23 protein-coding genes and 1 tRNA gene are annotated in these 23,047 nt (G+C 64.4%); 15 read left to right on the top strand and 9 right to left on the bottom strand.

The genetic code is table 11. The features are described from left to right. Positions 1-441: 441 nt before the first annotated feature. The 3 genes from JQ46_RS00575 to JQ46_RS00585 all read right to left on the bottom strand — a co-directional run bounded on the left by JQ46_RS00575 (position 442) and on the right by JQ46_RS00585 (position 3,966). A tRNA-Pro gene (locus tag JQ46_RS00575) sits at positions 442-518 on the bottom strand. 115 nt (positions 519-633) lie between these two features. Next, on the bottom strand, positions 634-1,581 hold the full coding sequence (locus tag JQ46_RS00580; RefSeq protein ID WP_034984585.1) for a metallophosphoesterase: 948 nt from the start codon (positions 1,579-1,581) through the stop codon (positions 634-636). Positions 1,582-1,710: 129 nt separating this feature from the next. Next, the gene (locus tag JQ46_RS00585) at positions 1,711-3,966 is read right to left on the bottom strand and encodes a transglycosylase domain-containing protein (protein ID WP_034984516.1); all 2,256 of its coding nucleotides are present in this window, start codon (positions 3,964-3,966) and stop codon (positions 1,711-1,713) included. A gap of 448 nt (positions 3,967-4,414) precedes the next feature. On the opposite strand from JQ46_RS00585, the gene JQ46_RS00590 reads away from it, so the two are divergent. The 4 genes from JQ46_RS00590 to JQ46_RS00600 are packed head-to-tail and all read left to right on the top strand — an operon-like array spanning position 4,415 to position 6,320. Continuing rightward, the gene (locus tag JQ46_RS00590) at positions 4,415-4,789 is read left to right on the top strand and encodes a WhiB family transcriptional regulator (RefSeq protein ID WP_034984517.1); all 375 of its coding nucleotides are present in this window, start codon (positions 4,415-4,417) and stop codon (positions 4,787-4,789) included. A 17-nt stretch (positions 4,790-4,806) separates the two neighbouring features. Continuing rightward, positions 4,807-4,965: a DUF4177 domain-containing protein gene (locus JQ46_RS11165; RefSeq protein WP_011274258.1), complete on the top strand. Its 159-nt coding sequence runs from the start codon at positions 4,807-4,809 to the stop codon at positions 4,963-4,965. Between the two features lie 28 nt (positions 4,966-4,993). Then, on the top strand, positions 4,994-5,461 hold the full coding sequence (locus JQ46_RS00595) for a RidA family protein (protein ID WP_034984519.1): 468 nt from the start codon (positions 4,994-4,996) through the stop codon (positions 5,459-5,461). A gap of 28 nt (positions 5,462-5,489) precedes the next feature. Continuing rightward, complete coding sequence (locus JQ46_RS00600) at positions 5,490-6,320, top strand: MBL fold metallo-hydrolase (protein ID WP_034984521.1); 831 nt, start codon at positions 5,490-5,492, stop codon at positions 6,318-6,320. A gap of 127 nt (positions 6,321-6,447) precedes the next feature. On the opposite strand, the gene glxR is transcribed toward JQ46_RS00600, so the two are convergent. After that, entirely contained in the window at positions 6,448-7,131 is a 684-nt protein-coding gene (glxR, locus tag JQ46_RS00605; RefSeq protein ID WP_034984522.1) for a CRP-like cAMP-activated global transcriptional regulator GlxR, read from the bottom strand. Between the two features lie 213 nt (positions 7,132-7,344). On the opposite strand from glxR, the gene nth reads away from it, so the two are divergent. The 4 genes from nth to JQ46_RS00625 are packed head-to-tail and all read left to right on the top strand — an operon-like array spanning position 7,345 to position 10,972. Beyond that, complete coding sequence (gene nth / locus JQ46_RS00610) at positions 7,345-8,142, top strand: endonuclease III (protein ID WP_034984524.1); 798 nt, start codon at positions 7,345-7,347, stop codon at positions 8,140-8,142. A gap of 9 nt (positions 8,143-8,151) precedes the next feature. Then, positions 8,152-8,871, top strand: coding sequence for a TlpA family protein disulfide reductase (locus tag JQ46_RS00615; protein ID WP_034984526.1), 720 nt, complete (start codon positions 8,152-8,154; stop codon positions 8,869-8,871). Next, positions 8,868-9,758 carry an NUDIX hydrolase gene (locus JQ46_RS00620; protein ID WP_034984528.1) on the top strand — a complete coding sequence of 297 codons (891 nt, stop codon included), beginning with the start codon at positions 8,868-8,870 and terminating at the stop codon, positions 9,756-9,758. The genes JQ46_RS00615 and JQ46_RS00620 overlap by 4 nt, the downstream gene beginning before the upstream one ends. Beyond that, complete coding sequence (locus JQ46_RS00625) at positions 9,755-10,972, top strand: MarP family serine protease (RefSeq protein ID WP_034984530.1); 1,218 nt, start codon at positions 9,755-9,757, stop codon at positions 10,970-10,972. The genes JQ46_RS00620 and JQ46_RS00625 overlap by 4 nt, the downstream gene beginning before the upstream one ends. Before the next feature lie 11 nt (positions 10,973-10,983). Here JQ46_RS00625 and JQ46_RS00630 read toward each other — a convergent pair whose 3' ends face one another. After that, complete coding sequence (locus JQ46_RS00630; protein WP_034984532.1) at positions 10,984-11,904, bottom strand: alpha/beta fold hydrolase; 921 nt, start codon at positions 11,902-11,904, stop codon at positions 10,984-10,986. Between the two features lie 18 nt (positions 11,905-11,922). Continuing rightward, a complete protein-coding gene (locus JQ46_RS00635) occupies positions 11,923-12,408 on the bottom strand; it encodes a phage holin family protein (RefSeq protein WP_034984586.1) in 486 nt (161 codons plus the stop codon). 118 nt (positions 12,409-12,526) lie between these two features. Between JQ46_RS00635 and JQ46_RS00640 the strand changes: the two genes are divergently transcribed. Next, positions 12,527-13,312 (top strand): hypothetical protein, encoded by a 786-nt coding sequence (locus tag JQ46_RS00640; protein ID WP_034984533.1) that lies wholly within the window; start codon positions 12,527-12,529, stop codon positions 13,310-13,312. Positions 13,313-13,321: 9 nt separating this feature from the next. On the opposite strand, the gene JQ46_RS00645 is transcribed toward JQ46_RS00640, so the two are convergent. Continuing rightward, positions 13,322-14,158, bottom strand: coding sequence for an HAD family hydrolase (locus JQ46_RS00645; RefSeq protein WP_034984535.1), 837 nt, complete (start codon positions 14,156-14,158; stop codon positions 13,322-13,324). 154 nt (positions 14,159-14,312) lie between these two features. On the opposite strand from JQ46_RS00645, the gene JQ46_RS00650 reads away from it, so the two are divergent. From JQ46_RS00650 to JQ46_RS00675, 6 genes are all read left to right on the top strand, one after another. After that, complete coding sequence (locus JQ46_RS00650) at positions 14,313-15,518, top strand: hypothetical protein (protein WP_034984537.1); 1,206 nt, start codon at positions 14,313-14,315, stop codon at positions 15,516-15,518. A gap of 27 nt (positions 15,519-15,545) precedes the next feature. Then, a complete protein-coding gene (locus JQ46_RS00655; protein ID WP_155271069.1) occupies positions 15,546-16,739 on the top strand; it encodes a TadA family conjugal transfer-associated ATPase in 1,194 nt (397 codons plus the stop codon). Beyond that, positions 16,736-17,860 (top strand): type II secretion system F family protein, encoded by a 1,125-nt coding sequence (locus JQ46_RS00660; RefSeq protein WP_034984539.1) that lies wholly within the window; start codon positions 16,736-16,738, stop codon positions 17,858-17,860. The genes JQ46_RS00655 and JQ46_RS00660 overlap by 4 nt, the downstream gene beginning before the upstream one ends. Positions 17,861-17,992: 132 nt before the next feature. Continuing rightward, positions 17,993-18,352 (top strand): DUF4244 domain-containing protein, encoded by a 360-nt coding sequence (locus JQ46_RS11605; protein ID WP_080719462.1) that lies wholly within the window; start codon positions 17,993-17,995, stop codon positions 18,350-18,352. 152 nt (positions 18,353-18,504) lie between these two features. Further along, complete coding sequence (locus tag JQ46_RS00670) at positions 18,505-18,813, top strand: hypothetical protein (protein WP_034984541.1); 309 nt, start codon at positions 18,505-18,507, stop codon at positions 18,811-18,813. A gap of 19 nt (positions 18,814-18,832) precedes the next feature. Further along, on the top strand, positions 18,833-19,156 hold the full coding sequence (locus JQ46_RS00675) for an Rv3654c family TadE-like protein (RefSeq protein ID WP_034984543.1): 324 nt from the start codon (positions 18,833-18,835) through the stop codon (positions 19,154-19,156). A gap of 68 nt (positions 19,157-19,224) precedes the next feature. Here the strand turns inward: JQ46_RS00675 and JQ46_RS00680 are convergent, their stop codons facing one another. Then, positions 19,225-20,565 carry an alpha/beta hydrolase gene (locus tag JQ46_RS00680; protein WP_051876178.1) on the bottom strand — a complete coding sequence of 447 codons (1,341 nt, stop codon included), beginning with the start codon at positions 20,563-20,565 and terminating at the stop codon, positions 19,225-19,227. Between the two features lie 60 nt (positions 20,566-20,625). After that, positions 20,626-23,016 carry a DEAD/DEAH box helicase gene (locus JQ46_RS00685; protein WP_034984545.1) on the bottom strand — a complete coding sequence of 797 codons (2,391 nt, stop codon included), beginning with the start codon at positions 23,014-23,016 and terminating at the stop codon, positions 20,626-20,628. Positions 23,017-23,047 lie beyond the last annotated feature (31 nt).

The raw sequence follows: 23,047 nt of genomic DNA on the forward strand, positions 1-23,047 counted from the left end.
GTGATGCTGGGTAGGGCGCTGGGTGAGACTCTGGAGCTCTGAGTGAGGTGAAATGTCGTTAGAACGGGAATACGTGGTCTGCGGTGGTTCAAATAGGGTCGCACCGGGCTCAAAAGGCTCTCGATGGCGGTGAAATGTCGTTAGAACGGGAATGCGCGCAAGAGGTTGATGGGCATCAAAAAATGAAAACGCTCTGACCTGTACTTTTGCAAACTTGCAAATCAATGTCATTAACGTATTCCCGTTCTAGCGACATTTAGGCCCAGCGGAGGGGTATGGGCGGCAGCGCCCAGCGGAAGGGGTTGGCTGAGGCGCGCTAAACGAGGCGCGCTAAATGAGGGGTGCGCGCTGGGCGGGGTGCTGGCTGCAGCCCGCCGGGGTTCCCAGGTTCCCGGCAACGACGAAACCCGCCAGCACCTTTTCGGTGCCAGCGGGTTCTAATGGTCGGGATAACAGGATTTGAACCTGCGACCCCCTCGTCCCGAACGAGGTGCGCTACCAAGCTGCGCCATATCCCGGTCTGGAGCGGCACGTTAGTTTTGCGAACTGTGCAAAGCCAACGGCTGCAACTCGAATTACTATAGCCCGCACAGGGGGCATTTTTCAAAATGGCAGCGTATCGGGCCTTTTGGGCTACTCCGCCGGCTTCTCCACGATGTGGATCAACGTCGCCGACGGGCGGCAGAAGATGCGGAAAGGCACGTACTTAGAACTGCCCAGCCCGTTGGTCACGTGCAGCCACATGCGCTCGGTCCAGCGGGAAAGCCCGCGCGCCCGGCTCCTGTCGATGCCGCAGTTCGTCACGATGGCGCGCCCACCCGGCAGGCACAGCTGCCCGCCGTGCGTGTGACCGCTCAGCACCAGCTGGTATCCGTCGGCGGCGAAGCGGTCCAGAACGCGCGGTTCGGGGGAGTGGCTCAGTCCGATGGCCAGGTCGGCGTCATTATTAGGGTGCCCCGCGATCCGCGAGTAATTGTCCAGCTCATGGTGAGGGTCATCCACGCCCGCGATAGCCAGCTTGATCTTCGACGGGCTGGTCAGCGAACCAGTCGCCGCGGGGTCGATGGCGAACTCGACGGTGGCGTTCGAGGCATCGTGCCAGCCGCGCTCGATGAAGGCCGCGCGCATCCCCTTCCATGGCAGCTGCACCTGGGAGGGCTTGCGCTTCTTGCCCAGCAGGTAGATGAAGGGGTTCACAGGGCGCGGTGCGAAATAGTCGTTGCTGCCGAACACAAACACTCCGGGGCGTTCCAGCAGTGGCTCGAGCGCGCGGAGCACTCCCGGCACGCCGTCCTTTTCGCCGAGGTTGTCGCCCGTGTTGACCACCAGGTCCGGGTCCAGGCGGTCCAGCGCGGCGACCCATTCCTGCTTTTGCTTCTGCTTGTCCAGCATGTGCAGGTCGCTGACGTGCAGCAGTCGGAAGCTATCCCAATCGTCGGGTAGCGTGCCGGGCTCAAGCAGCGGCACTGTTACCTCGTGTAGCTGGAATTTTAGGGTTTCTTTATATGACGCCGCAGCGACCGCCGCGCCGACCGCCCCAATTCCGAGCGCGCTTTTCAGCACGTTGGCGGGGGTGAGCAGACGTTTGCGGGGCTGGGCTGGCGAGTTCGCTGAGGAGTTCCGACGATTGTTCTTCACGTTCCCCAGGGTATCGTTTCGCCCGTGGGCGGGACATACCCGCCGTGCGTCACGCGCGGCGGAGCTAATGGGCTAGCGGAGCTGGCTCAGGAAGTCATCGAGGTCCGCGAGGCCGCGGCGGATCTCCGGCGGGAGGTCCAGCTCTCCTTGGCCCTGTGGGGCCTGCGGGGCGGGCGCGGAGTTGCCGCCACTCGGGGCACCACCTCCCGATCCGCCGGTGGACGCGGGTGCGCCCCACTTACCGGGGTTCGTGCCAGCGTCGTACTTCTTGTCGTAGGAAGGCAGCTTGCCGCCACCGTACTTCTTGATCATCGGCTTCGAAGCCTCGAAGAAAATCTGTGCGGGCTCGTTACCGCCGTAGAGGTTGCCCTTGCCGCATTGGCGTACTGGCGCGGTGCACAGGTTCTTCGCCGTACCGCCGTCGTTAAAGATGTAGGAGGATCCAGCCCAGCCCGAGGTGAAGCCCAGGAACGCGGCGGAGAAGCTGGTTTCCGTCGTACCCGTCTTGGCGGACAGCGGCCCGCTCCAACCCGCCGCGCGGGCGGAGGCGGAAGCCGTGCCCTGCTGCACGTCGCTGCCCAGGCCGTTGGCCAGTGCGTCGGCGATCTTCTTGTCGATGGCCTGCTCGCAGTCCACCTTCTCCATCTCCACGTCCTCGCCGTTGCGGTCCTTCACGGACAGCACGGGCGTGGGTTCGCACCAGCGCCCGTGGTCGGCCAGGCTGGCGGCCACGTTGGAAAGCTCTAGCGGGTCGACGGCCGTGGGGCCCAGCACGAAGGAGCCGAGGTTGTTGTCCTTGACGTACTCCTCCACGGAGTTCTCGCCGTCGAAGCTGCCCTCGTTCTTGTAGGAACGCAGACCCAGCTTGATGGCAATGTCCGTGATGCGTTCCATGCCCAGCTTCTCCGCCATCTCGATGAAGGGAGTATTCGGGCTGGTCGCCAGCGCTTCCTTCAACGTCATGTTGGGCTTGTAGGAGCCCGCATTTTCCACGCAGTACTTGTTCGGCGGGCAGCCGGGTGCGCCGCCTGCACCCATGCCTTCCACCTCGGCGCGGGTGGGCACGGCGAGGTTGGTGTTGAGCCCCATGCCGTCCTCCAGCGCCGCCGCAGCTGCAAAGATCTTGAACACGGAGCCGGCGCCGTGCCCCTGCAGCGAGTGGGGCAGTGGCAGCACGGATTCCCGCTCGTCCTGGCTCAGGCCGTACTTGCGCGAGGAGGCCATGGCCAACACCTGATGCTTGCCACCCTTGGGCGTGATGTAGTTCGTCGCGGCGGATACGCCCTCCTGGTCCGGGGAGACCTTGCTGCGGGCGGCCGTCTCCGCATGCTTCTGCGCCTGCGCATCCAGCGTGGTGCGGATGGTGTAGCCGCCCTTGGCCACCTCGTCCTTGGAGATTCCCTTCTTGTCTAGGTACTCCATCACGTAATCGCAGAAGAACCCGGAGCCACCGGCGCCGATGCAGCCGTTGGCGGGAACCTTCGGCTCCTCCAGCACGCCCAGCGGCTTGCTCGCCAGCTCATCCGCCTTGGCCTGCGAAAGGCTATCCGCGTTCACGCGCGCCTGCAGCACGGCATCGCGCCGCTGCTTCGCGCCCTCCGGGTTGGTGTACGGGTTCAGCGCGCTGGTGGATTGCACGATTCCGGCCAGGAAAGCCGCCTGATTGTCGTTCAGATCCGCCGCGTTCACGCCGAAGTAGGTTTGCGCCGCGGCTTGCACGCCGAAGGCGCTGTTGCCGAAGGAGACCAGGTTCAGGTAGCGCGTCAGGATCTCGTCCTTAGTCAGCTTTTCGTCCAGGTCGCCGGCCATCTTCATCTCGCGCAGCTTGCGGGGCAGCGAAGTTTCGATGGCCTGGGCGGCCTCGTCCTCGTTCTCCGCTTCGATCAGCCACAGGTAGTTCTTCACGTACTGCTGATTGATCGTCGACGCGCCTTCCGAGACTCCACCGCTAGAGACGTTCGCCGCCGCCGCGCGCAGGGTGCCGCGGATATCTACGCCTTTGTGCTGGTAGAAGCGCCGGTCCTCGATGGCGACGATGCTGTCCTTCATTGCCTGGGAGATCTTGTCCGAGGGCACTTCAGTGCGGTTCTGGTTGTACACCCAGGCGATTGTCTTGCCGTCCCGGTCGGTGATCCGCGAGCGCAGCGGCACCGAGTTGTTCTCGGAAATGTCCTGCACATTGGAGTTCATCGCGTCCGTGCTGGCGTTTACCACCCAGCCGCCCGCGCCCGCGAAAGGCAGGATGGCGGCGGCTAGCAGCACGCCACCGGCCAGGATGGCGAGGAAAAGTTTCAGAAATGCCTTCGGTGCGTCCACGGCTATCACCATAACCCACGCCCCGGACAACCCTTTAGCCTTTTTGCCCTTTCTTTGTGACGCCCACACGCCAGCCAGCGGGGGTGATCACCCCCTTTGCAGACCTGTGCACCTTTAGTGGAAAAGATTTGCTCTGGCGTTGGTTTGGGAAAAGTTCCGGCTGTGACGCGCAACACGATTTTCTGATGGGCTGACCAGCGGGATCGTGAGGGCGTCAAAAAGAAAAGGTCGTGGGGCGGGTAGCAGATCTACAGTTTTCGCTGGTCAGTTGAATCCATACTTAATAAGTGTCGCGTGGCTATCAGTTACCCCCAAAATGTGACCTATTCGACACTTCTAAAAACGTGTGAATAAAATTACTACTACAGCAAGCCTCTACGGCAGTTGGCGGTACCAAACGACAACCGACGCACAAGGCGCGAGGGCCGCCCCTGCTGGAGGCACGTTTCGGAGGAAGACAATGACTGCATCGCTTGCCCGCACGAAGGTGACCGGCGGCTCCAAGCCGACCTGCCAGCCTGCTGAACAGATCACGACCCGCGAGTCCTTTAGCAATCGTGGCGAGTGGATCACTCAGGCACACTGCCGCAACGTGGATCCGGACGAGCTCTTTGTAAAGGGTGCCGCCCAGCGCAAGGCCGTGGCCATTTGCCGCCACTGCCCCGTCGTGCTGCAGTGCCGCGCCGACGCCCTGGATAACAAGGTGGAGTTCGGCGTGTGGGGCGGCATGACCGAGCGCCAGCGCCGCGCGCTGCTGCGCAAGCACCCCGAGATCACCAGCTGGGCAGACTTCTTCGCAGGCCAGCTCGAGGCTGCCAGCGCGGCAAAGAAGTAACCATTACAGTAGTTCCCATGACTAACTGGGAATACGTAACCGTACCGCTGCTCACTCACGCTACTAAGCAGATCCTGGATAACTGGGGACAGGATGGCTGGGAGCTCGTCTCCGTGCTGCCCGGCCCGACTGGTGAGCAGCACGTTGCCTACATGAAGCGCCCGCTGGAGCAGTAGGGCAAAAGAGGCAACAGAAGTAATAAATATGGCACAGCAGAACTTTCGCCAAAAACTAGAAGAACTCGGCCTGCAGCTGCCGCCGGTAGCAGCACCCGTCGCCGCCTACGTGCCGGCCGTGCGCAGTGGCAACATCGTCTACACCTCCGGTCAGCTGCCCTTCGTGGACGGCAAGCTGCCCGTCACGGGGCTGGTCGGCGCTGAGGTGACCGAGGAGCAGGCTTATGACGCCGCCCGTACCGCCGCGCTGAACGCCATTGCCGCGATCGACGACCTGGTGGGGATCGATAACATCGAGCGGATCGTGAAGGTCAATGGATTCGTTGCCTCCACCGCAGACTTCGGCGGGCAGCCAGGCGTGATCAACGGTGCCTCCGAACTATTGGGAGAAATCTTCGGCGAAGCCGGAGTGCATGCCCGCGCCGCAGTTGGTGTGGCCGCGCTGCCGCTGAATGCCCCCGTAGAGGTAGAGATCGTCGCGCAGATCAGCGCATAATTTCGCGGTTCGATCTACACTGGGAGGCATGAAGCACCCCGCTTATAGTCAACTACGTCCAGTAACCCCGAACGTCGGCGTCGTTCTCGCGCCGAACCCCAGCTACGCTGCCCTTGAGGGCACGAACTCCTGGGTGATTAGGGGAGAAAACGACAAAGTATCCGTTGTGGTGGATCCGGGTCCGCAGGACGAGGGTCACCTGAATGTGCTGAACACCAAGGCCACCGAGGGCGGTGCGGAGATCGGCGTTGTGCTGCTGACCCACCGCCACGCTGACCACGCCAACGGTGCTCAGCGTTTCCGCCAGATCTCTGGCGCGCCGGTGCGCGCCTTCGATAAGCAGTACTGCATCGCAGCCGACGAGCTGGAGGACGGGGAGATCATCTCCTTCGAGGGGCTCACCCCCACCATCGAGGTCGTCCACTGCCCGGGCCACACCTCCGACTGTGTGTCCTTCTTTATCCACTCCAACGGCGGCACCGACGATTCCGACGTGGAAGGCATCATCACCGGCGATACTCTCGCCGGCCGCCACACCACCATGATCTCCGAGACCGATGGTGACCTGGGGGCTTACCTGGAGACCCTCGCCAAGCTGCGCGAGCGCGGGCAGGACAAGCCGCTGCTGCCCGGCCACGGCCCGGACCAGCCGAACCTGGCGGAGGTTGCACAGAAGTACATCGATCGCCGCGAGCAGCGCCTGGAGCAGGTTAAGGAAGCCCTGAAGAAGCTGGGCGATGACGCTTCGGTGAACGAGGTCGTCGATGAGATCTACACGGATGTGGATCCGGTGCTGCGTAACGCCGCGGCACAGTCCACCCGCGTGACGCTGCGCTTCCTGCGCGGAGACAAGGATTAGTGCAGACTAGCGGAGAGGCTACAGCCGACTGAAAAAGCCCGCACCAGCTGGTGCGGGCTTTTTGTGTGCCCTCTATATCTCTACCCGGAGCGTGCAGTTCTAGCGCTGCCCAAAGTGGCGCGCCGCTCTAGCGAGCGCGCTTGGCCAGGCGCTCGGTATCGGAGATAAGCACGGACTTGCCCTCCAGGCGGATCCAGCCGCGGTGGGCGAACTCTGCCAACGCCTTGTTCACGGTCTCGCGGGAGGCGCCAACCAGCTGGGCGATTTCCTCCTGAGTCAGGTCGTGGTGCACGCGCAGAGCGGTGCCCTCCTGGGTGCCGAAACGGTTCGCCAGCTGCAGCAGGGCCTTGGCAACGCGGCCGGGAACGTCCGTGAAGATCAGGTCCGCCAGGGAATTATTGGTGCGGCGCAGGCGGCGGGCCAGCACACGCAGCAGCTGCTCGGCGATCTCCGGGTGCTCGCTGATCCAGTTGTGCAGCATTGTGGAGTCCATCGTCGCCGCGTGCAGCTCCGTCACGCAGATGGCAGACGAGGTGCGCGGGCCCGGGTCGAAGATGGACAGCTCGCCGAACATATCGGAGGGGCCCATGACGGTCAGCAGGTTCTCGCGCCCATCCACCGAGTGGCGGGCGAGCTTCACCTTACCGCTGATGATGATGTACAGCCGATCACCTGGCTCGCCCTCGTCGAAGATGGTGGTGCCACGAGGAAATTTAACGGTATCCAGTTGCTCAATGAGGGTGCGCACTGCGGTGGGTTCAACACCCTGGAAGATGCCTGCCCTCGATAGTATTTCGGATACTTCTGCCATCCTTAGTTTCACTTCCGTTTCTGGCATCGCGGTGGCGCGGGTGACCACCTCACCTGTGTAGCGTGCATCACGCTAAATATGTATGGTTCGTCTCTTTTGTTAGATCATACCCAACTATGTCACAGCACAATTCGGGGTGAAGGTACATTTGAAAATATTATTAGCTGCCGCTTTTGCTCGCAGAACTTCTTTTTCGTCGAAGTGGAAGGTTCTATGACTCGCCAACCAACCCTGCCGCGCATCGGCGCGCACATCGCCGCGAAGGGCAAGGAAACCCCGCTGGGCCGCAAGCGCCGCGCCCGCAAGATCAACCGCATGCTCGCCGAGGCCTACCCGGACGCACACTGCGAGCTGGATTTTAACAATCCCCTCGAGCTGCTGGTGGCTACCGTCCTGTCCGCACAGTGCACCGATAAGCGCGTCAATGCCGTAACCCCGGCACTGTTTCGCCGCTATCCCACCGCCGCCGACTATGCGGAGGCGAACCTCGAGGACGTCGAGCAGCTCATCAAGTCCACCGGCTTCTACCGTTCGAAGGCCAAGAGCATCGTGGGCCTCGGCCAGGCCATCGTGGAGAAGCACGGTGGCGAGGTCCCCGGCACGCTCGAGGAGCTGGTGAAGCTCCCCGGCGTGGGGCGCAAGACCGCAAACGTGGTGCTGGGAAACGCTTTCGGCGTGCCGGGCATCACCGTGGATACGCACTTGGGCCGCCTGGCCCGCCGCTGGAAGCTCACGGAGCACGAAGACCCAGTACAGGTCGAGCGCGACCTCATGGAGCTCATCGAGCGCAAGGAATGGACCCTCTATTCCCACCGGGCGATCTTCCACGGTCGCCGAATCTGCCATTCGCGCCGGGCGGCCTGTGGAGCCTGCTTTTTGGCGCGGCAGTGCCCTAGCTTCGGGATGGCGGGGCCGGCTGACCCTGAGGTGGCGTCAACAATGATTAAGTCGGACGACCGCGACCACCTATTAGATATGGCGGGGTTTGGGGAAGCAGGCCAGGTAGACTGATTTCCTGTTATGTCTGCACCTGTCGAACACTCCGCCCGCACGCGCGCGATCATCATCGCGGTCACGCTGGTTGTTGGCATTGCGATTCTTTGCGTGCCGCTGATTGCCGCGCTGCGCGATGATTCTGCGGACGATGTAGGTGCGCCTACTTCTTCTGTGGAGGAGGACGCCCCTTCGGCCCCAGCGGACGACGGGCCTATCGAGGTAGCGAACGAGGTCCGCTGCCCAGAAGGTGCAGGCGCGGGCGCGAGTGAAGGTGAGGGCGAAGTCACTGTGAGCCCCGAGGCGGAGCTGAAAGACGTGCACCTTCCCTGCCTGACAGAGGGCGGTACAGGCAGTGCAGGCAGCGCAGGCGCGTCGCAGACCTCCCTGGCCGAACGCCTGGCGGGCAAGCCTGCGGTCGTGAACGTCTGGGCCTGGTGGTGCGCCCCCTGCCGTGAGGAACTGCCGGTGGTACAGCAACTCGCCGAGCAGAACCCCGAGTGGAATGTCGTGGGAGTGCACCTGGATGCCAAGGGCCAAGCCGGAGCGGACATGCTGCGCGACCTGGAGGTGGATAAACTGCCCAGCTTCCAGGATTCCAACCACACTTTCGACTTCGCGGCGAACCTGCCGAAGGTGGTGCCGCTGACCGTGGTCTACAACCCGGACGGCACCCGCGCGCACCTGTACGCGCAGACCTTCCACAGCGCCGAGGAAATGGAAAAGGCGGTGCAGGAGGTTCTATGACCAGCTCGAATTCGCAGCCGAACACCCACCTAGACCGGTGGCTCGCACGCATGCAAAAGCAGCCAGAACTGCCTTCCAACCTGCCCGAATGGCTGCACGACTTCGCCCGCGACTGCCGTGAGGTGGACATCCACCAGTACCTCAACGACTCCGCCCGGATCGTGCCGGAGGTCGACGAGCACGGCCGCCCGCCCCGCTACTCGGCGGTGCTGATTCTTCTTTCTGGTGACGCCACCTTCTCCCGCCCCGCCGGAACCACAGGCAGGCAGTCCATCCCCACCGACGCAACCATGCTTCTAACCCACCGCGCGCCGACCATGCGCAACCACAGCGGACAGGTGGCCTTCCCCGGCGGGCGTTTGGAGGCAGCCGACGCTGGGCCGGTGGAGACCGCCCTGCGGGAGGCCGAGGAGGAAACGGGGCTGAACCCGGACACGGTGGAGCCGTTTGCAGTGCTGCAGCCGATCTACATTGATCGCTCAAATTTCGCAGTGGTGCCCGTGGTGGCGTGGTGGCGTCAACCCCATGCGGTAAGCTGCCCTACAACCGAAAACGACTGGGTCGAGCCCTACCCCCTGGGCGAGCTGGTAAACCCGGAACGGCGCTTTGAGGTGGGCTTCGCCGGCTGGCGCGGACCGGCCTGGAACCTGCACATCGGCGAGGAAAACCCGCTGGTTCTGTGGGGCTTCACCGGCGGGGTGATCAGCGCCCTGCTGCGCCGCGCGGGCTGGGAGGAACCGTGGTCCAGCGGCGGCGATAGCGGTGCCGAGGGGCCGTGGAACCTTTTCGAAACGCTGGCCGGCTCCGCCAATGGCGAGGCGCTCGGCGAGATGCGGGAAGGGTTCGACAGGGCCAACAAGATGGGCAGGAACGGAGGCGCACCATGAGCGGAGCTACGGGGTCGATGATCCTCGACATTGTGCTGGTGTTCATCTGCCTTGGCGCGGCGATCTCCGGATTCCGGCAGGGCGGGTTTAGCGCCACGCTGAGCTTCGTCGGGGTGGCTCTGGGCGGCTACTTGGGTCTGAAGCTAATTCCGCTCGCCGTGCACTTTGCCGAGGACAAAGTGCCTGATAGCGCCAGCGCACGCTTCTTCGCAGCACTGCTCACCGTGACGGTCGTCGTGGTGATCTGCTACGCCATCGGCTCCGGCTTTGGCGCGAAACTGCGGGATAATATCCGCACGCGGGAGGCTCTAAGGGCGGATTCCGTCGTCGGTTCCATTGTGCAGGTTTTTACAACGCTGCTGATCGTGTGGTTGATCCTCGTGCTGATCGCCACCGGGAACGTCGGCGGCTTCGGGAAGACGATCAAGGGAAGCAAGATCCTCGGTGCGGTGGGCAACGCCGCCCCGGTGTGGTTTAAGCAGCTGCCCGCGCAGACCTCGCAGCTGATCAACGACTCGGGTTTCCCGATGATCGCCGACCCGATGGAGAACCTGCCCACCGCGGAGGTCGATCCGCCGGACAACGCCCTGATGCGTTCCCCGGCGGTGCAGAACACCCGCGACAGCGTGCTGCGCGTGGTTGGCCAGGCGGAACAGTGCAGCCGCATGCTGCAGGGCACCGGTTGGGTGGTTGCCGAGGATACGGTGATGACCAACGCGCACGTGGTGGCCGGAACTAACGAGGTCACGCTGATGACGAAGGACGGCCCGCGTGAGGCACGGGTGGTGTACTACAACCCGCAGGTGGACATCGCCCTGCTCCGCAGCGAGAACCTGCCCTTTGTGCCGATGAAGTGGGCAGAAGGCGAGGGGCAGCAGGGCCAGGATGCGATCGTTATGGGCTATCCCAACGGCGGGCCGTTTAAGGCCACCCCTGCGCGCATCCGCGAGAAATTCGTGGTCAGCGGACCAAACATCTACGCGGATGAGCGGGTGGAGCGCGAGGCGTACTCGCTGCGCGGCTCCGTGGTGCAGGGTAACTCCGGCGGCCCGCTGATCGACAAGGACGGCCACGTGCTGGGAGTCGTGTTCGGTGCCGACATCAACGAGGAGGATACCGGCTACGCCCTGACCAGGGAAGAAGTCATGAAGCACGTCGGGGACGTGACCTCGCACCAGGGCAGCCCAGCGACGGGCGCTTGTGTGGCGGACTAGCGACTAGCGACTCAAGCGCGCAGGTGCTCGCGGAGTAGTTCCGCGACGCACGGCGGATCCTCCACGTGCGGGTAGTGGCCCACGCCGTAAAGCACCTTGTGCTCGGCGGTATCGGCCCTCCGGGCGGACTTCTGCGCCAGGGATTCGTCGTAGATCGGATCCATGCTGCCATCCACCGCCAGCAGCGGCACAGGTGTGGTCGCGGGGAAGGTTCGCTCGAAGCGCATCGCCTCGGGGCGGAAGCGGCTACGGAAAGGCCAGCGCAGGTACTCGCAGGAAAGGTGGGCCACCTTATCCACCTGCATTGCTTCGCGGCGGAGTGCGGCGCTGCGGAAGTAGGCGTCCGTATCCCTAAAACCCGGGGCCACACCCGCCCTAAAGATCTTTTCGGCCGCCGCCGCGTTATCGGCCAACAGCTTGCGTTCCGGAAGGCGCGGCAGTTGGGCGGACAGCAGACGGCGAGCGAAGTGCGGCTGCGAGAACGGCTGGGCCAGGATCCTGCGGAAACGCAGCAGCGGATTGATGGCGGAAAGGGTGACGAAGCTGCGGACGCGCTCCGGGTTGTGAGCCACCAAAGTCCAGGCAACCATGCCGCCGTAGCCGTGGCCAACGACGGTGGCGGTGGTGTGCCCCAGGCCGCGGATCACCCCGGCCATGTCGCTGGCGGCGGTGGTGAGGTCGTAGCCGCGCGGGGTCTTATCCGAACGGCCATAGCCGCGCAGGTCCACGGCGGCCAAGCGCAGGTCTTCGCCCGCAAGCTGCTGCATTAGCGGGCGCCAGTCGAAAGCTCCGCCGCCGAAACCGTGGATCAGCAGCACCAATGGTGCGTTGCGGGGGCCTTGTACGTCTACGCGAAGACGCACACCCCGCGAATGCACGAAGGTGGCATGCGGGGTGTGCGGATCTACAGCGTGAGAATCTTCGGAAGTCATCTCAGGCGCGCGGGGGATTTAGGTGTACATTCCCGGGCGGCGCGCGGAGGAAGAGTTGTTGCCCTTCTGCGGGATCACGGTCTTCAGCTCGCCGACGGACTCGATGGTCTTCTCCGGCTTCTTCACGCCCTTGACCTGCTTCAGGCCGACCAGAGCCAGGATGGCAACCAGAACCAGCATGAACAGGAAGACGACCAGGAAGGCCGCCCAACGCCACATGAAGGTATCCAGCGCCTCGGCGATGGTGAAGAAGAGGAAGAAGGAGCTGTAGGCCAGGATGATGGCGGCAGCGCCGAACAGACCCACGCCGATGCCGGCCTTCTTGGCGGAAGTAGCGATCTCGGTCTTTGCCAGCTCGACCTCGGAACGAACCAGGGAGGAAACCTGCGCGGAGGCATCCTTCACCAGGTCACTGATGCTGGCCTGACCATTGGCATGGCTATCCACGTCCGACAGCGGAATAGCATTAACCTTCGGGTTAAAGCTATCGCGGTCGGTGAACATGCCATCGTGATCGTTGTTGCTCACTGTTAAAACTCCTGGGGGTTACACCTAATTGACTCCCCCTAGTTTGCCAGACCACGGGGAAGATTGCGCGCGCGGGTGCATTATTGTCTTAAATATGTCTGACAATTCTGCGCAAGACCCTCTTGCTGGACTGGCCGAACTGCCCGGAGTGCCGGAGGCAGTGGCCCAAGCCAACGACCACCTGGCGCGCCTGCACCGCCACCCCGCTAACCTGCGTGGCTGGGATGTCACGGGTGCGGAGTCAGTGTTGCGCGGCGCGCGTGCCTCGGCACAACTGGACGGTGGTTCCCCGCGCCTGCCCGAGGACGGCCAGGTGGAGGACCCGATCTTGGCCGGCGCCCTGCGTGCCGCGGAGCTGCTGGCGCCGGACGGTGTGACGGAGACGGTGACTACCTGGCGGCGCGCCCCGCTGCAGATCATCGCGCGCATCAACGCGGTTGCTAGCCCGCAGATGTCCGACCCGGCGTTTCGTCAGAAGGCCGCGGGGGATGCGGAGTTCCTGGTGCCAGGGCGCCCGCGCCGCTCCACGGATGCGCGACTGCAGCTGCTGGGCAAGTTCATTACCGGTGGTACCAAGGTAAACGCGACGGTGCTGTCTGCGGTGATCCACGGCGAGCTGCTGACGTTGCAGCCTTTCGCGGACGCCACCGGCGTGACCGCCCGCGCCTGCTCCCGCCTGGCGACCATCGCCACCGGCCTGGATCCGCGCGGCCTGGGTGTGCCGGAGGTCTGGTGGAACCGTCGGCGCGACGAGTACCAGGCAAAGGCCGAGGGATTCGCCAGCGGCACCCCGGAGGGCGTGGCCGAGTGGATTGTTTTCCATGCCACGGGCCTGTCCGAGGGCTCGCTGGAGGGCAAGTCGATCGCGGACGCGAAGTAGAAGTAGCCGCTAGGCCTCGTCTGAACCTTCCTCGCGCCCGCGCCACCACATCGCCAGACCGGTCGCGGCAATGCCGAGCAGCGCCAGGGTGGCGCCCGCCCCGGCGATCACCGCTGCCTGCGGGAACAGCGGTTCCGGGCGGATGAACTGGCGGATCGGCCACTCGGCCTCCGTCGCCTGCTTCTTCAGGGGACGATCCGGGTTCACGGCAACCGGGTTGCCCACCAGCTTCAGCATGGGGATGTCTGTGGCGGCGTCAGAATAAGCGTAGCTTTTCCCCAGGTCATAGCCGTGTTTGCGGGCGAGCTCTAGGATGCGCTCGACCTTGGCATGCCCCTTGTTGAAGTGCGTGACGGCACCGGTGAAGCGCCCATCCTTTTCCTCCAGTTCGGTGGCGAACAGGTGGTCCACGCCGAGTTCCTTGGCGATGGGCTGCACCATGACGGAGGCCGAGGCGGTCACGATGGCGATACGGTGGCCCATTTTGCGGTGCCATTCGATCAGTTCGCGCGCCTCGGCGTAGATGAACGGGGTGATGACTTCCTGCAGGGCGTCTTGGGCGACCTGGCGCAGGGGCTCGGATTCGCGATCCTTGATGATCCTGGTCAGGGCCTCTTTTGTGGATTCCAGGCCCTCCTCAGAGTGGGTGGAGAGCATGTAGTTGCCCAGCATCGCCATCATCTTCAGCACCTCACCGGTGTTGAGCAGGCCGCGTTCGGCCATCGGGCGGCGGTAGGCCAGGGATGCCGACGTGTCGATGATGGTCTTATCGAGGTCGAAGATGGCCAAAACTCGCTCTGCGCCCGGTGTGCGCGGTGGGTCCTGGTGCTGAGTCACATGCGTCATTCTAGTCAAATTGCACCACTTATGTCACTCTAATCTTGTTGCGTTTCGGGTTATTCACAGGGTCTAGACCCTTTTTTATGACGCCAACCCGACTTTTCCACAGCCAAAAAATCAGGGGTACTTTTACCAGCGTGCAGCTGGGAGCCTTTGGTTCATGGGCGCAGGGAAGTCAGCGAAGCAGAGCAAAGCAGTAGCCAAGAAGGCAAAAGCGGCAGCACGGAAGAAGGGGCGGGAGCGAACTGAACAGCTTCGGCCGGTGATCGTGGACATCGCGGATCCGCTGTGGAACAACGAGGCGCGCATGGTCGTGGCGGTGACCCGCCGGCCGATGATCATTCACGATGGTACGGAGGAGTTTGAGGCGAACCTCCTCCGCGAGCTAGATCGGAAAGACGGGTTTACCTGCCAGAACTCGGCGATCGTGCTGAGTGATAGGGAGAGCGAGCTGACCCGCCACCGGCTGGTGCGGGCGATCCGCGTGGATCAGCTGGAGCCTACCTTGGATGCCGGCGGGGCGATGGTGTTGGCGGAGATGATTGGTTCGAACGACGCCGTGCGCATCGCGGTGAGCTCCGCCGTAGGTGGTGCGGGATCCAGCCTGTTTGCAGCGCAGCTGGCCTACTACATGTCCTGCGAGGGAAGGCCTGCGGTGTTGCTGGACGCCGACCCGCATTCCTGCGGCCTGGACCTGGTGCTGGGCAAAGAGCGGCGGCCGGGGCTGACCCGCAACCAGATCCCCGCCGACTGCGACTTCGACCAGCTGCGCAGCCACCTGCTGATGCTCGGCTTCGACAGCGCGGGCGGCAAGAAGATCAGCGCGGATGGCGGAGCCGTTCCCGTGATCTACGCCGACCGCTACCCGACTTTCGGGGCGCACAGCGGCGGTAGGGGATTGGACGTGGGCCAGCTAGCCGGGTTGATGCATGCGGATGACCTGGTGGTGGACTGTGGCCGCAGCCTGCCAGTGGCCGATAGCGCGAGCGCCGGATGGCAGGAGCAGTGGGGTGAAGGGGAGCCCGACGTGCACATCCTGGTGGCACCCCTAACCATCCAGGGAGCGACCGCCGCCAGCGCGCTGCGGAACAGAATGCTGGAAAACGACCGAACCAAGCCGCTGATCGTGTTGCGGGAAGTTCCCGGTGCTTCCACCTCTGTGGCTGTCGCCGCGATGATGATGGACGAGGTTCCGGTGGCAGTGATTCGCCACGACGACCAGTGCACTGCCGCCCTGGATCGAGGCGAGGCCGAGTACTGGATTGAAAGCTCGCTGAAGCACGACCGCGCCCGCGAGCCGGTGCGCGAGGTGTGGGAGAAGATCCAGCACATCGTCGGCAACTGCGCGCTACCAATCGCGAGCTAGGGGATAACAGGGACGGGGGAGACGCAGGTGGCGTCACGAAGAAAGAAGACCAGGAACAGTCAGCCGGAACCAGAGCGCGGGCTGCTGGCGATCGTGCGCGACGACCTGGCCGAACAGGGGATTAGCAGGCCGGACGAGCACGATCTTTCGCGGAGTCTGCATTTGATCGGAAAGGCGAGTGTAGAGAACGTGCGGACTCTGCAGCGGGAGTTTAGCGGGCTGGGGCCGTTGGCAGGACCGCTGCAGGATGCGCAGGTGACGGACGTGGTGCTCAACGGGGATGGCAGCGTGTGGGCGGATCGGGGCGAGGGAATGCAGCCCATAGATGGAGTGCAGATAGGCGTGGAGGCGGCGCGCGACCTGGCGGTGCGGATGGCAACGCTGTGCGGGGAGCGGCTGGACGAGGCCCGGCCCTTTGCCGACGGGGTGCTGCGCGAGCTGCCTCCGGACGTACCGGCGCAGGCGATCCGCGTGCATACACTGCTGGCTCCGCCGGCGGCGGGCGGAAGTTGCATTAGCCTGCGCGCGATCAAGGGGCAGAAGAACTCCCTAGACGCGCTGGTGCAAGGCGGCCTGGCAAGCGAGGAGACGGCGGATGTGCTGCGGCGTATCGTGCGGGCGCGGAGGAACATCCTGATTAGCGGCGGGACGGGTGCGGGGAAGACGACCCTGCTGGCCGCGCTGCTGGCGGAGGTGGCCTACGACCAGCGGCTGCTCGTGGTGGAGGACACCCCGGAGCTGCTGATCGACCATCCGCACGTCGTGGCGCTAGCTACCCGCGAAGGCAATGCGGAGGGGGCGGGGGCGATCTCCATGACGGCGCTGGTGAAGCAGAGCCTGCGCATGCGTCCCGACCGCATCGTGGTGGGTGAGATCCGCGGCCCCGAAGTGGCGGATCTGTTGGTTGCCCTGAACACCGGGCATGCGGGCAGTGCGGGCACCATCCACGCGAACGACCCGGCCAGTGTGCCCGGGCGGCTGGAGGCGCTGGGCGCGATGGCCGGGCTGGATCGGATTGCACTGACCCGCCAGGTAATCGACGGGATAGACGTTGTGTTGCACGTTTCGCGCACAGAGCAGGGGCGACGGCTGACGCACATCGGGCGGCTGGTCGGCGACGAGCGGGCGCGCATCGAGGTGCTGTGGCACTGGCGCGACGGCGCCCGCGAGGGGTTTGAGGAGTTCAGCGATGAGCCGGGCTGTGGAGGGGGAGCGCTATGATTCCAGCACTTGCGGTGGTGGCGGCCGCATTGATGGTGGCCTTCACCCTCAAGATCGTGGTGGGACGGATGCTGCGGACGCGCCGGCAGATGAAAACCCTGGCCGACGTGCGCGATGTGGTGGATGCCATCGCCCGCGAAGTAGCTGCAGGCGCCCGCCCCCTGGAAGCCGTCGAGCACGCGGCTGAGGGGTTGAAGTCCGAGGCGCTGCGTCACGAGCTGGACGTCGCCTGCGTGAAGGTGCGTCTGGGCGCAGCGCCGGGCGCAGAGTCTGCTAGTTCCGCGCCGGGCAGCGACACCCCTCGATTCCTGGCCCATCTATTTCACATTTGGGGCATTTCCCACCGCCACGGCGTGGGGTTGTCAGCGCTGGCACGGGCACACGTGACCGACATTGATGCGCAGTTGGCGCACATTTCCAAGTCCACCTCCGCGACGGCGGGCGCGCGGCTAACGGTCACGGTGCTGCTGGCACTGCCGGTTGGCGCGGTGGTGTTGGGGCAGAGCAGCGGGCTGGGCACGCTGACTTTCCTGCTGACGAATGTGCTGGGAGTACTGCTTTTCTTGGCCGGGGTGGGGTTGGTGTGCGCCGGCACCCTGTGGACGGAGCATCTGAGCGAATCGCTGACCACATCACCGCTGGGCGGAGTGGGTGTGCGGGCCGGACCTGCTGGCTCCACACCCTTGGGTCCGCTGGATGCGGCCCGCGCCCTCGACGTTTCCGCGGCTGCGCTGCGTGCCGGAAAGGCATTGTTGCCAGCCTGGGACGTGGGGGTGGGGCAGTTAATCCACGATGGTGAACACGATGGGGAAGGGAAACTCGGCCGCGCCATGGCGCTGCTGAACCTCGGTGGAGGAAAAGACGCCTGGCTTACGCTGGCCGAGCATTCCCTCTTTGGCCCCATCGCCCGCCAAGCGGCGCAGCAAACCCGCGCCGGAACATCGCTTGCCGATGGAATGCATCAACAGGCCGAACACCTCCGCCGCGTTGCCGCCGATAAGGCAACCGCCGGAGCCGAAAAGGTCTTGATCGCCTTAGCGGCACCACTGACCCTCTGCTTCCTCCCGGCCTTCGTCTTCGTCGGCTTGATACCGCTGGCCATCGGAATGGCCTCGCTCTAGGAGCTATGGGTACCGACGCGAGGTAAGGGCCACTCCCGGAGAAGCAACTCACACCGACATCCGACATCTACCGATCACAACTCACTCAACACGGCGGCGCGCCTTTCGTACCGCCGGGGAAGGATACTGACCATGACCACTCCAACCATCACCGTGCCAACTACCCTCACTCCAACTACACCCACGTCAACCGCTTTCACGCCGGATGTGGCGCCGGAGCAACTCCAGCCTGCGCCGGTCAAGACGGATCCGAGCATTGGAATCTCGGAAGAAACGTATTCTGACCTGCACCCAATCACCCGTTGGTGGAACCAGATTATTGGTGCTATCTATAGTCGATACGCCGATGATCGGGGTATGTCGACGGTGGAATACGCCTTGGGATGCGTCGCTGCAGCTGCACTCGGAGCGCTGCTGTACACCGTCGTGACCTCGGACACCGTGGAACAGGCACTCAGTGGAATCTTCGATAGAGCACTGAACACGAAGTAGCCCGGAAGGCTCCTCGCTAGCCTCCGGGGTCACACAGCGCCCCGCGTTCCTGAGCTCTTCAAGGCTCGGGCGCGTGGGGGCGTCACTAAAAATACGCACCACGAACTACAACATCACGAACTACACACAACAATCTTTAACCAGGAACGAACATGAACACAGTCGAAGGCGCTATCGTCCTGTCCGCCATAACGCTCGTCGCGGGTGGATCCGCCGCGGGATTGGTCACCATGTCACAGGCCGCCACGGCGCAATCACTGGCACGGACCGTGGCCCGGGCCGAAGCGCGCGGCGGCGATGGGGTTGCTCTCGCTAGGCAGATTGACGCCACCGCTGACGTCTCCACATCCCGCGAAGGTAGTGCGGAATCGCCGCTTGTGCGGGTGAAAGTCACCAAGGACGGGGCGCTGTTCGACGTTCACGGCGAGGCCGTCACGCTGGTGGAGCCCGACGGGGAATAGGGGAGGTGGAGACGAGCTCATGAGCACCGTCTATGGGGCGATGATCACGCTCGGCATCCTGTCGATGGTTTCCCTGTTGGCGCTCGGCAGCGCCATGCTGGGACACAAGGAGCAGGCCAGTACGGCCGCGGACCTAGCCGCGCTATCGGCCGCGATGGTGGTGCAGACGGGCGAGGGCGAGCCGTGCGATACGGCGCGCAGCATCGCCGGCGCGAACGGCGCCGACGTGGAAAGCTGCGAGGTCAAAGGCGAGTTCGTGACGGTGGACGTCACCACCCGCATGGGATCGAACTCGCGTATCCTCCCGCAGAAGGCGCAGGCCACTGCCGGGCCGGCGGAGTAGCCAGGCAGTGTACTGCGGGCGTACCGCGATGTGGCGCGGGGCGTGGCGCAAAGCCGCGCTTACGCAGGCTAAGCGTTGCGGAACAGCTCAGCCAGGAACGGGGTGGAGTGCACCTGCGAAGCGGGGACGGTCCCGCCGTGATCGGTGGGATACCAGTGCACCTCCACCCGCTGGTTACGGCTGCGCATATCCCCTATGAACTGGTTGATCCACATGTCCGTGTTCAAGATGATGCCGATAGGGGTGGGTACGTCCATGTCCTTCAGACCGTGGCCCAGGAAAACCGGCTTATCGTAGCCGGTCGCAGGCGTTTGCATGAACTCGCGCAGCGCGGGCTCCAGGCCCGGCACCTCGCGGAGCGGCTTCGAAAACGCTCGGGCAACATTCGTGCCCTTCAGGGCTTCGGAAAGCTCCGGATAACAAGAATCCTCAGCGGCCTTCACCATGCGCTTGCCCTCGTCAGTCAGGGCGGAATCGACGTCCACGTTCGGGTTGGCCTCCCGGAACGCCGCGACAATATACATCGCGTAAGTGTTCAACCCTGCCGGCAAGGGAACGGGCGGGAAGGTCGGGCTGCCCGCCAATACGATCTCCTCTACATAAGCCGGAGCGCCCGTGGCCACCGTGCCCAGGAAGTTCAGGTTCGCCTGTTGGCTCCGTTTCGTGGCGCGCAAAGCGACGTGCAGGGCCGCGCCGCCGCCCTGGGACTGGCCAATCACCGCCCAGTTGCGGGAAAGCTTCTGGCCACCCTGCTTCACCGCAGGCAGATCCTGCGCGGCGATCACGGAATCTACCACGTTAGCGGCGGTGGACTTGCCGTTGAGGTAGCTCATCAGTCCCTCGGTGCCCATACCCGCATAGTCGCTGGCGACGATCGCATACCCCTGGTTGAGCCAATGGTTCAGATAGTCCTGATCCCGCTGGGAGCGTGGATTCATTGACGGGGTGCACTGATCCGCCAGCCCCACCGTTCCGTGTGCCCACGCCAGCACTGGCCAGCCACCAGCCGGAGCCTTGCCCTTCGGGAAGAACACCGCGCCGGTGGAAGGCGATACCGCCCCGTGCTGGTTGGTCGTCGAGTAGCTAAAACGGAACTGCTGGCCAGCAGCGGTCAAGCCGACAGCCGGATCAAGTGGAACAGTGTTCATCAGCGCCCCCGCCTTAGCTGGAACCGCGCCGATCTTCAGCCCACTATCCACCGGGCTGCCCGCGAAGGGAGCCGGGGTACGCATCGGCTCGCCCTTGTTGACCAGCGCGGAAGCGCTCGACTGGAGCCCAGACGGCGCCGCGGACTGCGCGGTGGCCACCCCGCCCATCCCGGACAACGCAATCAAGGACATCGTGGCGGCAATGCTCGCCTTAAAACTCCGCCGGAACCCATTGTGATTTTTCCCAGGAAAAGACTTCATGCGGAAAAGTATATTCTTAGGCAAGCCGGGATGTGGGCGTCCCAAAGAAAAAACAGTGAACTAACCCGCCGCCCCGGCCAGTGCCCGCAACAACAACACCGCGCCCGCCTTGAACAGCGGATCGTTGCCGTTACCGCACTTCGGCGACTGCACACAAGACGGGCAACCGGACTCGCACTCGCAGGTCTCCACGGTCTCGGCGGTGGCGGCCATCCACTCGGCAAAGCGTGCAAAGCCCTGCTCGGCGAAACCCGCACCACCCGCATAACCGTCGTACACAAACACCGTCGGCAAACCCGTATCCGCATGCAAAGCGGTAGAAACACCACCAATATCCCAACGGTCGCACGTCGCAATCAGTGGCAACAGGCCGATCGCTGCATGCTCAGCAGCATGCAACGTCCCCGGCCACGTCGGCTCCGGCAGTCCCAGATCCAGCAGCACGTCCGGATCCACGGTATAAGCCACCGCGCGGGTGCGCAGCGACTCCGGCGGCACGTCCAGAGGCACGGTCTCCAGGATCTCGCCACCCGGCAGGCGCTTACGATAACCGCTGACGGTATGCGAAACCTCCACGTCCACATCCGCCAGCCACACCCCGTCGCAGACCTTGCGCGTCCCCCGGGTGCGCCGTACCGCAATGTCGGTATCGCGGATCACCTGGGTGGTGTACTCCGGGAACTCCGGCCGCACCCACGCCACGGATTCCTCCAGGTCCAGCAGTTGCACCACGAACGTCTCGCCCTGGTGCATATACACCGCCCCGGTGTGCACGTCCGACGTCGCGCGCGACTGATCCACCGTGCCCAGCAGTCGGCCGGAATCGGCCTCCACAATCGCCACCTGGGTCGCCGCCCCGCCGCGAATCGAGACCCGCGAATGCACCTGCTCCGCTACCTTCAGGTCTGCGAATATGCCTCGCGGCCTGCGCTTCAGTGCGCCCTGGCGCAGCAGGTGCTCCACCACTCGCTCCGCGCCCCAGTGCTCAACCTCCGCCTCGGACAGGGGCTTCTCCGCGGCCGCGCACACCACGTGGTCTGCCAGCACGTAGGGGTTCGTCGGGTCGAACACTGTGTTCTCCACTGGCCGATCCAGCAAAGCCTCCGGGTGGTGCAGAAGGTACGTATCCATCGGATCGTCTGCGCCGACCAACACCACTAGCGCACCCTGCCCGCGCCTGCCCGCGCGCCCGGCCTGCTGCCGGAAGCTGGCGATAGTGCCAGGGAAGCCGCTGGTCACCACCACATCTAGCCCGCCGACGTCGATGCCCAGCTCCAGTGCATTCGTCGAGGCGATGCCCAGTAGCTCGCCGTTGTCGAAGCGACGCTCCAGCTCGCGGCGATCCTCCGGGGTGTAACCCGCGCGATAGGCCGCCACCCGCACCGCATCCGCGCTGCGCCCCAGCGCCGACAGTTTCTCCGCGGCGGCGACGGAAACCACCTCCGCGCTGCGCCGGGAGCGCACGAAAGTCAGCGTCCGCGCGCCCTGGGCGATCGCCAACCCCATCACGTCCGCAGCCTCGGAGTTCGCCGCCCGCCGCACCGGAGCGCCATTCTCGCCCTCCACGTCCGGCAGGAATCCGGGTTCCCACAGCGCGACGGTTCGCTCGCCCGCGGGTGCCCCGTCATGGGTCACTGCCACTACCTCTGGCCGCCCCGTCAGCCGGCGCGCGTGTGCCGCCGGATCCACGCTGGTCGCGGACGCCAAAACGATGGTCGGCGCCGTCCCACACAGCCGCAAAAGCCTGCGCAGCACCATCGCCACGTGCGCGCCAAACACCCCGCGGTACACGTGGCACTCGTCGATCACCACATAGCGCAGCGTGCGCAGCAGCCGGCTCCACGACTGCGGATTCCCCAGGATCGAGGCGTGCAGCATGTCCGGGTTCGTCACAATCACCCGCGCCTGGTCGCGGATCACCCGTCGCGTCTCAGGCGGAGTGTCGCCGTCGTAAGTGGCCACCATGATGTCGTTCAGGTTCGCCGCGCCCGCGCACATCCGCGCCAGCGCCGCCCGCTGGTCCTGCGCCAGGGCCTTCGTCGGTGCAATATAAAGAGCCGTCGCGGTGCTCGCCGTAGCGAGGTCGCTCAGGGCCGCTAGCTGGTAACCGAGGCTCTTTCCGGACGCCGTGCCGGTGGCAACCACCACATCCCGGCCCGCGTGCGCGTGGTTCGCGGTCTCCACCTGGTGCGACCAGGGGGTAGGAATTCCCTGCTCATGCAGGTATTTCACCAGAGTCTCGTCGGCCCAGTCCGGCCACTGCGCCGTCTGTGATGGGCGGGCGGGGATGGTGCGTGTATGGGTGACGGTGGAGCGCGGAAATTCGGGCGTCAGATCGGCCAGCAGTTCCTCGCCGAACGACGGGGCTGTGCCGCTCGCTGCGCTGTTTGCCGTGCTGCCCGCGGGATCGTCGGGCGCGGAGTCTGGGGTAGGGGGCGTGGGGTCGGACATTAAAGTCAGTTCTAGACCCATTAGGGGGTGG

The organism is Corynebacterium jeikeium (assembly GCF_000738175.1).
In the GTDB taxonomy this organism is placed as follows: domain Bacteria; phylum Actinomycetota; class Actinomycetes; order Mycobacteriales; family Mycobacteriaceae; genus Corynebacterium; species Corynebacterium jeikeium_C.